Origin of the sequence: Erwinia sp. Leaf53, assembly GCF_001422605.1 — a bacterium.
Classification (GTDB): Bacteria; Pseudomonadota; Gammaproteobacteria; order Enterobacterales; family Enterobacteriaceae; genus Erwinia.
This window is the reverse complement of the sequence record NZ_LMLK01000012.1, coordinates 546,068-558,046: the sequence shown is the minus strand read 5'-3', so window position 1 is coordinate 558,046 and position 11,979 is coordinate 546,068. Positions and strand designations below refer to the sequence as shown.

The window sequence follows — 11,979 nt, the reverse complement described above, 5'->3', positions numbered from 1 at the left end:
CAGGCCGACTACTCTGTTCTTACTCAGACCATTGCGGAAGGGGAACCTTCTGAAATGGAGGGATTAATTCGGTGTACTAAATTTTTTGACCCGCCGGGTCGGCTGCGCGTTTGCCGGGTCGTCAGGCCACAGATGTTTCGGGTAGCGACCTTTCATCTCTTTCTGCACCTCACGCCAGGCACCGGCCCAGAACGCCGCCAGATCGCGGGTGATCTGCAGCGGGCGTTGCGCGGGGGAGAGCAGTTCCAGCACCAGCGGCACGCGACCGGCGGCAACGGTGGGGTTTTGCGCCTCGCCGTACATCTCCTGCAGGCGCACCGCCAGCACCGGCGGCTTATCTTCATGATAGCCGATGGGCAGGCGGCTTCCGGTGGGCACAGTGTAATGAGTTGGCAGAGCACTATCCAGCTGCTGACGTTGTGACCATGTGAGCAATTGTAAGAGCGCGGCGTAAATATCCACCTGCTTCAGCGCCCTGCCATCGCCGACCCCACTCATGGCCGGCAGCAGCCACTGTTCCAGCGTCGCCAGCAGCGCCGCGTCATCCACCGCCGGCCAGTCGTGCTCCGGCAGCCAGCGTGCGGCGCAGATCAGCCGCAGGCGCAGCTGCTGCGCCTGTACGCTCCAGTTCAGCACCGCCAGCCCCTTCTGCCGTACCCAGCGCAGCATGGCGGCGTGCAGATCGGGCGCGTCCGGTTTCGCCAGCGGCTGTGATTTTAGCACCAGCTGGCCAATTTGCTCGCGGCGCCAGGCGCGCAGCGTCGCCTTCTCGTCGTCCCACTCCACTTCCGTCTGCTTTTGCACCAGCGCGGGCAGCTCGCGCAGCAGCGGCTCCAGCGAAATCGGCAGCGCCTGCAGGATGCGCGCTTCGCTCTGGCTGCCGCTCTGCAGCAGCTGTGGCGCGATCAGCCATTCATAATGGGTCAGCGCGTCATCATGGCCCAGCGACGCCCCGCTGCCGTTAGCCAGCTGATAGCGACCATCGTCGCCGCGCCGTCGGGCAATGCGGTCCGGGAAGGCTGCCGCCAGCAGCCGCGGCAGCCGCGCCGGGTCGGCCTGCCCCCCGCTGACGCCCAGCCGCTGCTGCAGCTGGCGCGCGCGGCGCTGCCACTGCGGCAGGCGGCGAGAGAAGCTGTCACGCAGATCGCTGCTGCCGCGCTGTGGCTCCTCAAGGATTGCCACCAGCTGACAGGCGCTGGCCACCGCATCCGGCTCGCCGTCCGCGGCCAGCAGCAGCGCCGCCAGCCGGGGTTCGCTGCCCAGCACCGCCATGCGGCGGCCTTTCGCCGTCAACGGGCCCGCGGCCTCACAGGCTCCGAGCTGCAGTAACAGCTGACGCGCCGCGTGAATGCCGGCCTGCGGTGGCGTATCCAGCCAGCGCAGCTGCCCCACGTCGTGGCACCCCCACTGCAGCACGTCGAGCCACAGCGGCGCCAGATCGCTGTTGAGGATCTCCGGTTCAGAATACGCCGCCGCGCGCTCCGCCTGTTCGGCGGGCAGCAGGTGCAGGCAGATCCCCGGCTCCAGACGCCCGGCACGGCCGGCGCGCTGGATCATTGAGGCCTGGCTGACGCGCTGGGTCAGCAGGCGGCTGATGCCGCTGCGCGGATCGAACTGCGCGCTGCGCTCCAGCGCGCTGTCCACCACCAGGCGGATCCCTTCGATGGTCAGGCTGGTCTCGGCAATATTGGTCGCCAGCACCACCTTGCGCCGACCGGCGGCGGCGGGCAGGATCGCCCGACGCTGTTCGGCCAGCGACAGCGCGCCGTACAGCGGGCAGAGGTCGACGTCTGCGGCCACCGTCTCCGCCAGCTCGCGCTGCACCCGCTGGATCTCCGCTACGCCGGGCAGGAACAGCAGCAGCGAGCCGTGCTCCTCGCGCAGCAACTGGCTGACCTGGCGGGCCACCGCCTGTTCAAAGCGCAGGTTTGCCGCCAGCGGCTGATAGCGACGTTCGACCGGAAACGAGCGCCCTTCGGAGACAATCAGCGGTGCCTGCGGTAAATACTCGCGCAGGCGGCTGTTATCCAGCGTGGCCGACATAATCAGCACGCTCAGGTCGTCACGCAGCCCCTGCTGCACGTCCAGCAGCAGCGCCAGCGCCAGATCCGCCTGCAGGCTGCGCTCGTGAAACTCATCGAGGATCACCAGCGACACGCCTTCCAGCATTGGATCCTGCTGCAGCATGCGGGTGAGGATCCCTTCGGTCACCACCTCCAGGCGGGTCTGCTGGCCGCTGCAGCTTTCACCGCGCATGCGGTAGCCCACGGTGCCGCCCGGCTGCTCACCCAGCTGTTCGGCCAGCCGCTGCGCCACGTTACGCGCCGCCAGCCGCCGCGGCTCCAGCAGCAAAATTTTGCCTGCAAAATCGGCCTGCTTAAGGATCTGCAGCGGCAGCCAGGTGGATTTACCCGCGCCGGTCGGGGCGGCCAGCAGCACCTGCGGGGAGGTCTGCAGCGCCGTTAACAATTCAGGCAACACGGCACTGACGGGTAATAAACTCACGATCTGCTCCAGAACGTCATGGTCTTAATCTGCCCGCCATTGTAGCATTCCCGGCACAGATTTACCGGAGGGCGCGATGCGTGAACAAAAACGGTTGTTTTTCGGCCTTGAACTGCCGCAGCAGTGCCGGCAGGAGCTGATCGCCTGGCGGGCCGCTACCTTCCCGGCGGAAGCCGGCCAGCCGATGGCCGCCGACAGCCTGCACCTGACGCTGGCGTTTTTAGGCGAGGTGAGCGAGGAGAAAACCCGCGCGCTGATGCAGCAGGCCGGGCGTATCGCGCAGCCGGGTTTTACTCTGACGCTGGATGATGCCGGCCACTGGCCGCGCTCCGGCGTTGTCTGGCTGGGGCCGCGCCAGGCACCGCGTGGACTGCTGCAGCTGGCAGCGCTGCTGCGTTCCCAGGCGGCGCGCAGCGGCTGTTATCAAACGCCGCTGCCCTTTCATCCGCATGTCACATTACTCAGGCAGGCTCTGCAGCCGGTGTCACTGCCGCCGCGGAATTTTTGCTGGTCATTTCCGGTTGAGCGCTTCGTGCTGTTTCAGTCGCAATTTTCCCGCGGCCGAACCCGCTATCAGGCGCTGGCAGAGTGGGCACTACGATAAGGATTTCCTATGGAATTTTACCCGGCACTGCGGCCCGCGCGGCTGGTCCAGCGCTATAAACGCTTCCTGGCCGATGTGGTAACCCCACAGGGCGAGGCGTTAACGATTCACTGCGCCAATACCGGCGCGATGACCGGCTGCGCCACCCCGGGGGATACGGTGTGGTATTCGACGTCAGACAGCCTGACGCGCAAATACCCGCACAGCTGGGAGCTGACCGAAACCGCTCAGGGGCACTGGATCTGCGTCAACACCCTGCGCGCCAATACCCTGGTGCGTGAAGCGCTGGAAGCGGAACGCATCCCCGAGCTGGCCGGTTACCCGCTCCGGCAGCCGGAAGTAAAATATGGCAGCGAAAACAGCCGTATTGACTTCAGGTTACAGGCAGAGGGTCGCCGGGACTGCTATATTGAAGTGAAATCCGTGACGCTGTTACAGCAGGGTAAAGGGTATTTTCCGGACGCGGTGACCACCAGGGGCCAGAAGCATCTGCGCGAGCTGACTCAGATTGCGCAATCCGGCCAGCGGGCGGTTCTGTTTTTTGCGGTTCTGCACTCGGGGATTGAGGACGTAGCCCCCGCACGTCATATTGACGCGCGTTACGCAGAACTACTGGCTCAGGCACGGCAGAGCGGGGTGGAAGTCCTGTGCTATAAGGCGCGGTTATCACCCGAGGGGATCGCCCTTGATAATGCGATTAAGGCAGAGTTGTAAAAGCGCTCACAGTTTGCTGTGATACGCCCGATTACGCTTTTCCTCACAGGCTTGTCAAGATGCGATCAGGAATAATTGCCAACCCGAATCGCTTCTGTTATTTATAGCGGCCTGTTTTTTCCCCGCAAGGGGAGCGATATCCCCGAAGTTTCTCGCCCGGGCCGTTCAGGCCGGCAGAAAAGTGACGGGTATGTGCGTGTTATCCAGGAGAAACAACATGCAAGAAGGGCAAAACCGTAAAACCTCGTCTCTGAGTATTCTCGCCATCGCTGGAGTAGAGCCTTACCAGGTGAAAGCGGGCGAAGAGTATATGAACGAAGCCCAGCTGGAGCACTTCAGGAAGATCCTTGAAGCCTGGCGTAACCAGCTTCGGGATGAAGTGGACCGCACTGTTTCGCATATGCAGGACGAAGCGGCCAACTTCCCCGATCCGGCTGACCGCGCCACGCAGGAAGAGGAGTTCAGCCTTGAACTGCGTAACCGCGACCGTGAGCGTAAGCTGATCAAAAAGATCGAGAAGACGCTGAAGAAAGTGCTGGATGACGATTTTGGCTACTGCGAGTCCTGTGGCGTTGAAATCGGTATCCGTCGCCTTGAAGCACGTCCGACCGCCGATCTGTGCATCGACTGCAAAACGCTGGCAGAAATCCGCGAAAAGCAGATGGCCGGCTAAGGTAGATGGAAGGCGCAATGAAGCCGGGAATGCTGTCTCCCGCTTCATTGCCCTGCTCCCCCCGTATTATGTCATCACGCTATATCGGGCGTTTTGCCCCCTCACCCTCCGGCGATCTGCATTTTGGCTCTCTGATAGCCGCCCTTGGCAGTTATCTGCAGGCGCGTGCGCAACAGGGAACCTGGCGGGTGCGAATTGAAGATATCGATCCGCCGCGTGAAGTGCCGGGTGCCGCCAGCCGCATTCTTCAGCAGCTTGAGCATTACGGCCTGCACTGGGACGGAGAGGTGCTGTGGCAGTCGCAGCGCCATGAGGCTTACCGCGCGGTGCTGGCGCAGCTGCACCAGCAGGGGCAGAGCTATTTCTGCACCTGCACCCGCAGCCGTATTCAGCAGGCCGGTGGGCTATACGACGGCCACTGCCGCACGCGTCAGCACGGCCCGCAAAACGCCGCCGTGCGTCTGCACGTCAGCCAGCCGGTGGGCCAGTTCAGCGACCGTCTGCGCGGCACGGTGCAGGCCGATGCGCGGCTGGCGGCTGAGGACTTTATCATCCACCGTCGCGATGGCCTGTTTGCCTATAATCTGGCGGTGGTGGTTGATGACCACTTCCAGGGCATTACCGAAGTGGTGCGCGGCGCGGATCTGATTGAGCCGACGGTGCGCCAGATAACGCTTTATCAGCAGCTGGGCTGGCCCGTGCCTGCACATCTGCACCTGCCGCTGGTGCTCAATCACGACGGTAACAAGCTGTCGAAGCAGAACCACGCCCCGCCGCTGCCGCCCGGTGACCCGCGCCCGGCGCTGGTACAGGCGCTGGCGTTTCTCGGCCAGCCGCTGGCTGCCGGCTGGCAGGATTTGAAGCTACAGGGGCTGTTACAGCAGGCGATCGCTGACTGGAATCCCTTACAGATTCCCGTAAAGGATGCGCCACTACAGGATAAGGCGACTTCATCATTCTCAAATGGATTACTCTGAGCTATGATTAGCCGCTGTTTTTACCGACCAGATTTATTTGTCACTATCGAGGTGTCCCATTTTTACCCGAGTTGCTAATTTTTGCCGAAAGGTTCTCAGTCGCGATAGCGTGTTGCCGGTAGCCGAGGTAGAGGAAGTGCGTCAGATGACCGTTATCCCTCGCGATCGCCATACTATCTCGCGCAAGGACATCAGCGAAAACGCCCTCAAGGTGCTGTACCGCCTGAACAAAGCCGGTTTTGAGGCCTATCTGGTCGGCGGCGGCGTGCGCGATCTGCTGCTGGGTAAGAAACCGAAAGATTTCGATGTGACCACCAACGCCACCCCGGAGCAGATGCGTAAGCTGTTCCGCAACTGCCGGCTGGTCGGCCGCCGTTTCCGCCTGGCCCACGTCATGTTCGGCCCGGAAATCATTGAGGTCGCGACCTTCCGTGGCCATCACGAAGCCGAAGCACAGCCAGAAGATGACCGCAACAGCTCGCAGCGCGGCCAGAACGGCATGCTGCTGCGCGACAATATTTTCGGTTCGATCGAAGATGACGCCCAGCGCCGCGATCTGACCATCAACAGCCTGTACTACAGCGTCGCCGACTTTAGCGTGCGCGACTACGTTGGCGGGCTGAACGACCTGCAGCAGGGCATTATCCGCATGATCGGCGATCCGGAGACGCGCTACCGCGAAGATCCGGTACGCATGCTGCGCGTGGTACGCTTTGCCGCCAAACTGGATATGCGCGTGGCGGCGGAAACCGCTGAGCCGATTCCGCGCCTGGCGACGCTGCTGCGTGATATCCCTGCGGCACGTCTGTTTGAAGAAGCGCTGAAGCTGCTGCAGGCCGGCCACGGCTACCAGACCTATCTGCGCCTGCGCGAGTATCAGCTGTTCCAGCCGCTGTTCCCGATGATCACCCGTAACTTCACCGAACAGGGTGACAGTAATATGGAGCGGATGATCCTGCAGGTGCTGAAAAATACCGATACCCGCATCAGTAACCAGATGCGTGTCAATCCGGCGTTCCTGTTTGCCGCCATGTTCTGGTATCCGCAGCTGGAAGCGGCGCAGAAAATTGCCCAGGAGAGCGGGCTGGCTTATTACGACGCCTTTGCGCTGGCGATGAACGACGTGCTGGATGAAGCCTGCCGTTCTCTGGCGATCCCGAAACGCATTACCACCCTGGTGCGCGATATCTGGCAGCTACAGCTGCGCCTGTCGCGCCGCCACGGCAAGCGCGCGTGGAAGCTGATGGAGCATCCTAAGTTCCGCGCCGCCTATGACCTGCTGGCGCTGCGCGCCGAAGTGGAGAACAATTCAGAGCTGCACCGCCTGACCACCTGGTGGGGCGAGTTCCAGGTCTCCGCGCCGCCGCAGCAGAAAACCATGCTCAACACCCTCGGTGACGATCCGGATCCGCGCCGCCGTACCCGCCGCCCGCGCAAGCGCGCGCCGCGCCGTGACTACAGCAGCAACGAATGACCCGCGTTTATCTGGCGCTGGGCAGCAACCTGGCCGACCCGCTGCATCAGGTGCAGTCCGCGCTGGACGCGCTGGCGGCCATTCCCGCCACCACGCGGGTTGCCACCTCGTCGCTGTACCGCACCCCGCCTTACGGCCCGCCGAACCAGCCTGACTATCTCAACGCCGCTGTGGCGCTGGAGACGACGTTAAGCCCGGAAGCGCTGCTCGATCATACCCAGCGTATTGAGCTGGAGCAGGGGCGGGTGCGTAAGGATCACCGCTGGGGCCCGCGCACGCTGGATCTCGATATTATGCTGTTCGGCTCGCTGACCCTGGCCAGCGAGCGGCTGACCGTGCCGCATTACGACATGCACAACCGCGCCTTTATGCTGCTGCCGTTGCTGGAGATCGCACCGGACCTGCGCCTGCCCGATGGCACCGCGCTGGCCGCTTTACTGGCAACACTCGACAGCAGCAGCATCCGCCGCTGGTAATTGGCCAGACGGCTGCCTCCGCGATGGATGCCGCTTTGCACGCCCTGCCCCTTCCATTAAGATACGCCCATCGTTTTCCAGTGACCGGATGCAGCACAACCCCGGTATTTTGAGGACACCATGAAACCAACAACCGTCGCCACGCTTCGCCAGTGGAAGCAGCAGGGGCGCAAATTTGCCTCACTCACCGCCTATGACTTCAGTTTCGCCCGCCTGTTTGCCGACGAAGGCATTCCGGTACTGCTGGTGGGAGACTCGCTGGGCATGGTGGTGCAGGGGCACGACTCCACGCTGCCGGTCTCCGTCAGCGACATCGCCTACCACACCGCCGCGGTGCGCCGTGGCGCACCGGCCGCGCTGCTGCTCGCCGACCTGCCGTTTATGAGCTATGCCACTCCTCAGCAGACTTTTGACAGCGCCGCCGTACTGATGCGCGCCGGGGCTAATATGGTCAAGCTGGAGGGCGGTAAATGGCTGGCGGAAACGGTGCAACAGCTGACCGAGCGCGCGGTCCCGGTCTGTGGTCACCTTGGCCTGACGCCGCAGTCGGTAAACGTATTCGGCGGCTACAAGGTGCAGGGGCGCGAGCAGGCCGACGCCGACCGCCTGCTGGAAGACGCGCTGGCGCTGGAAGCGGCCGGCATGCAGCTGCTGGTGCTGGAGTGCGTGCCGGTGGCGCTGGCGCAGCGCGTGACCGAGGCGCTGGCAATTCCGGTGATCGGCATCGGTGCCGGTAACACCACCGACGGCCAGATCCTGGTGATGCATGACGCCTTCGGCGTCACCGGCGGCCATATTCCGAAATTTTCGAAAAACTTCCTCGCCGAAGCCGGGGAGATCCGTGCCGCCGTTCGTCAGTATGCGGCAGAAGTGGAGGCCGGGACCTACCCGGCGGCCCAACACAGTTTCCAGTAACAAGGGAGAATACCGTGCTGATTATTGAAACTCTGCCGCTGCTGCGTCGCGAAATCCGTCGCTGGCGGCAGGACGGGCAGCGCATTGCGCTGGTGCCGACCATGGGCAACCTGCACGACGGCCATATGACGCTGGTCGATGAAGCCCGCGCCCGCGCGGATATCGTCGTGGCCTCGATTTTCGTCAATCCGATGCAGTTCGAACGTGCCGACGACCTGGCCCGCTACCCGCGCACGCTGCAGCAGGACTGCGAAAAGCTCAACCAGCGCGGCGCAGACCTGGTGTTTGCCCCGGCCCCCGCCGATATCTACCCGCAGGGGCTGGGCGAGCAGACCTTTGTCGAGGTGCCCGGACTTTCCACGCTGCTGGAGGGTGCCAGCCGTCCGGGGCACTTCCGCGGCGTCTCCACCATCGTCAGCAAGCTGTTTAATCTGGTGCAGCCGGACGTGGCCTGCTTCGGCGAGAAGGATTACCAGCAGCTGGCGCTGATCCGCAAAATGGTAGCGGATATGGGCTTTGACATTGAGATTGTTGGCGTGCCGACCGTGCGCGCGAAAGATGGCCTGGCGCTCAGCTCGCGCAACGGCTACCTGACCGCAGAGGAGCGCAAGATCGCTCCCCTGCTGAGCCAGGTGATGAATCAGGTGGCAGAACAGCTGGCCAGCGGCGAACGCCACGTGGACGAGCTGATTTCCGGGGCAGAAACCCGCCTTGCTGAGCAGGGCCTGCAGGCCGACGGCCTGGCGATTGTCGATGCCGACACGCTGCTGCCACTGACCGTCGACAGCCGCCGGGGGGTGATCCTGATGGCCGCCTGGCTCGGCAAGGCGCGGCTGATCGACAACCAGCAGGTTGATCTGACGCAGTAAATCATTTGCGCGGCTCCGGCACACCGTGAGCCGTTTTTTAGCACGCTCCGCGCCAGGCCAGACCGCAGGTCTGCCTGCTGACCGGAGGAATAACCAGGGTGAGTTTATGGTACGCACTATGCTGCAGGGCAAGCTGCACCGGGTGAAGGTGACCCAGGCAGATCTGAATTACGAAGGTTCCTGCGCCATCGATCAGGATTTTCTCGACGCTTCCGGCATTCTGCAATACGAAGCCATCGACATTTATAACGTTAACAACGGCCAGCGTTTTTCCACCTACGCAATCGCGGCGGAACGCGGATCGAAGATTATCTCGGTCAACGGCGCGGCGGCACGCTGTGCCTGCGCCGGCGACCTGCTGATTATCTGTTCATACGTGCAGATGAGCGACGCCGAGGCGCGCGAGTGGCAGCCGAAAGTGGCCTACTTTGAGGGTGACAACCAGATGAAACGGCTGGCGAAAGCCGTGCCGGTGCAGGTTGCCTGACCGGTGAAAGCATGAGCATTGCTGCCCCTGCGCAAAGGCTTTTTGTGGTTAGACGGAGCCTGGTTCAGGTCGCCTGCTAGCACGGTGTCTTGCTCAGGGAGCCTGTACACTCCGCAAAGACGCAAAAAACGTCATCCCTGACAGCTCAGCACGGGACATCCTTGTCCCGTGATGCTCTGCTCCGTGTACAGGCTCCCATCGCTTTGCGTTCTGCGTTGCCTGTGGGAGAAAACCGTTAACTCCGTGCCCGACTTCCATCCCTGCGTTTGCATTGTTTGCAGGTGACATCATCTGTGGGTTCGGCGATCGATGGACTGTGGCAGCAATATCAGAACGTTCGGGCAATCGGGTATATCCGGGTTAGCGGACCGTCGACGGCCAGGGATGGCCGGCGCCGAGCCTCCATGGACGGACTCGTGGCGTGTCCGCGTTCCGGATATACCCGATACGCCGGGCACCGGAACCCGCAGCGACTTCTGCTTTGTGCGGGCCATCCATGGCCCGTGATGCTCTGCTCCGTGTACAGGCTGCCATCGCTTTAATGGCGGAGCCGTCTGGCGAGAGTCCTTGTCAGGTGCGCAGTCCGCGCCCGCGCTGAATCAGCGTCCACACCAGCGCGTAAAACACCAGGATAAACGCCACCAGCACGCCTAAGGTGAACACCAGCGGCACGTCGTTGATGCCGAGGAAGCCGTAGCGGAAGCCGCTGATCATATAGACGATCGGGTTCAGCTTCGACACCATCTGCCAGAACGGTGGCAACAGGGTCAGCGAGTAGAATACCCCGCCGAGGTAGGTCAGCGGCGTCAGCACAAAGGTCGGGATCAGGCTGATATCGTCAAAGGTACGGGCAAACACCGCATTCAGCAGCCCGGCCAGCGAGAACAGCACCGCCGTCAGCACCAGCGTCACCGCCACCATCAGCCAGGAATGCACGTGGAACGGCACGAAGAACAGTGAAATCGCGGTCACCAGCACGCCCACGCAGATGCCACGCGCCACGCCACCGCCGACGTATCCGGCAATAATCACGTGCGTCGGCACCGGTGCCACCAGCAGCTCTTCAATATTGCGCTGGAACTTGGCGCTGAAAAATGATGACGCCACGTTGGCATAGGCGTTGGTGATCACCGCCATCATAATCAGCCCCGGCACGATAAACTGCATATAGCTGAAGCCGTGCATCTCACCGATGCGCGAACCGATCAGGTTGCCGAAGATGATGAAATAGAGCGTCATGGTGATCACCGGCGGCACCAGGGTCTGGATCCAGATGCGCGCAAAACGGTTAACCTCTTTCGCCCAGATACTCTTCAGGGCCACCCAGTAAAGATGTGTCATGCTTTTTCTCCTCTGCGCCCGTTCACCAGGTCGACAAACAGCTCCTCCAGACGGTTGGCCTTATTACGCATACTCAGTACCTGCACGCCCTGGCTGGAGAGCTGGCTGAACACGCTGTTCAGCCCCTGCTCACGCAGCACCTCAACTTCCAGCGTCGAGGTATCCACCAGTCGGTACTGGAACCCCTGCAGCTGCGGCAGCGGGCTTTTCGGCGCGAGATCGAGGATAAAGGTTTCCGACTTCAGCTTGGACAGCAGCCCCTTCATCGAGGTGTTTTCCACCAGCTCACCGCGCTGGATAATGCCGATATTGCGGCACAGCATCTCCGCCTCTTCCAGATAGTGGGTGGTGAGGATAATGGTGGTACCACGGGCGTTGAGATCCTGCAGGAAGGTCCACATCGAGCGGCGCAGCTCGATATCCACCCCGGCGGTAGGCTCGTCGAGGATCAGCAGCTTCGGCTCGTGCATCAGCGCGCGGGCGATCATCAGACGGCGTTTCATACCGCCGGAGAGCATCCGCGCCCGATCGTTACGCTTCTCCCACAGGTCGAGCTGTTTTAAATATTTTTCCGCGCGCTGCAGCGCCTCGGCCTTCACCACGCCGTACAGGCCGGCCTGGCTGACCACGATCTGCAGCACGGTTTCAAACTGGTTGAAGTTAAACTCCTGCGGCACCAGCCCGAGCTGGCGCTTGGCGTTGACCACGTCCTGCTGCAGGTCGTAGCCAAACACCCGCACCTTACCGCTGGTTTTGTTGACCAGCGAGCTGATAATGCCGATGGTGGTGGATTTGCCGGCCCCGTTCGGCCCGAGCAGCGCATAGAAGTCGCCGGCTTCAACCGCCAGGTCGATGCCCTTTAGTGCCTGAACGCCGCCCGCATAGGTTTTGGTCAGCTTTTCAAGTTCCAGTGCATAAGTCATAGGTAAAAAAGCACCCTGTTT

The 11,979-nt window shown here is 62.3% G+C and carries 12 protein-coding genes; 9 read left to right on the top strand and 3 right to left on the bottom strand.

Translation table 11 applies throughout. From position 1 onward, the window contains the following. Positions 1-63: 63 nt before the first annotated feature. Positions 64-2,505 carry an ATP-dependent helicase HrpB gene (hrpB, locus tag ASF13_RS11285; RefSeq protein ID WP_056236246.1) on the bottom strand — a complete coding sequence of 814 codons (2,442 nt, stop codon included), beginning with the start codon at positions 2,503-2,505 and terminating at the stop codon, positions 64-66. 76 nt (positions 2,506-2,581) lie between these two features. On the opposite strand from hrpB, the gene thpR reads away from it, so the two are divergent. The 9 genes from thpR (at position 2,582) to panD (ending at position 9,694) form a co-directional block, all read left to right on the top strand. Next, positions 2,582-3,109 carry an RNA 2',3'-cyclic phosphodiesterase gene (thpR, locus tag ASF13_RS11280; RefSeq protein ID WP_056236243.1) on the top strand — a complete coding sequence of 176 codons (528 nt, stop codon included), beginning with the start codon at positions 2,582-2,584 and terminating at the stop codon, positions 3,107-3,109. 9 nt (positions 3,110-3,118) lie between these two features. Then, positions 3,119-3,823 carry a DNA/RNA nuclease SfsA gene (gene sfsA / locus ASF13_RS11275; RefSeq protein WP_056236240.1) on the top strand — a complete coding sequence of 235 codons (705 nt, stop codon included), beginning with the start codon at positions 3,119-3,121 and terminating at the stop codon, positions 3,821-3,823. Positions 3,824-4,040: 217 nt separating this feature from the next. Continuing rightward, positions 4,041-4,496, top strand: a complete 456-nt coding sequence (gene dksA / locus ASF13_RS11270; protein WP_056236238.1) for an RNA polymerase-binding protein DksA — start codon at positions 4,041-4,043, stop codon at positions 4,494-4,496. A 68-nt stretch (positions 4,497-4,564) separates the two neighbouring features. Next, entirely contained in the window at positions 4,565-5,473 is a 909-nt protein-coding gene (gene gluQRS / locus ASF13_RS11265; RefSeq protein ID WP_056236235.1) for a tRNA glutamyl-Q(34) synthetase GluQRS, read from the top strand. A gap of 58 nt (positions 5,474-5,531) precedes the next feature. Continuing rightward, complete coding sequence (gene pcnB / locus ASF13_RS11260) at positions 5,532-6,947, top strand: polynucleotide adenylyltransferase PcnB (RefSeq protein WP_212411898.1); 1,416 nt, start codon at positions 5,532-5,534, stop codon at positions 6,945-6,947. Next, positions 6,944-7,423: a 2-amino-4-hydroxy-6-hydroxymethyldihydropteridine diphosphokinase gene (gene folK, locus ASF13_RS11255; protein ID WP_056236229.1), complete on the top strand. Its 480-nt coding sequence runs from the start codon at positions 6,944-6,946 to the stop codon at positions 7,421-7,423. Before pcnB ends, folK begins: the two co-directional genes overlap by 4 nt. A gap of 120 nt (positions 7,424-7,543) precedes the next feature. Then, positions 7,544-8,338, top strand: coding sequence for a 3-methyl-2-oxobutanoate hydroxymethyltransferase (gene panB, locus ASF13_RS11250; RefSeq protein ID WP_056236226.1), 795 nt, complete (start codon positions 7,544-7,546; stop codon positions 8,336-8,338). A 14-nt stretch (positions 8,339-8,352) separates the two neighbouring features. Continuing rightward, entirely contained in the window at positions 8,353-9,207 is an 855-nt protein-coding gene (gene panC / locus ASF13_RS11245) for a pantoate--beta-alanine ligase (RefSeq protein ID WP_056236219.1), read from the top strand. A gap of 106 nt (positions 9,208-9,313) precedes the next feature. After that, entirely contained in the window at positions 9,314-9,694 is a 381-nt protein-coding gene (panD, locus tag ASF13_RS11240; RefSeq protein WP_056236215.1) for an aspartate 1-decarboxylase, read from the top strand. A gap of 570 nt (positions 9,695-10,264) precedes the next feature. Here the strand turns inward: panD and ASF13_RS11235 are convergent. Both ASF13_RS11235 and ASF13_RS11230 read right to left on the bottom strand, forming a co-directional pair. Then, entirely contained in the window at positions 10,265-11,035 is a 771-nt protein-coding gene (locus ASF13_RS11235) for an ABC transporter permease (protein WP_056236212.1), read from the bottom strand. Next, positions 11,032-11,958, bottom strand: a complete 927-nt coding sequence (locus tag ASF13_RS11230; protein ID WP_056236208.1) for an ABC transporter ATP-binding protein — start codon at positions 11,956-11,958, stop codon at positions 11,032-11,034. Before ASF13_RS11230 ends, ASF13_RS11235 begins: the two co-directional genes overlap by 4 nt. Between the last annotated feature and the right edge of the window lie 21 nt (positions 11,959-11,979).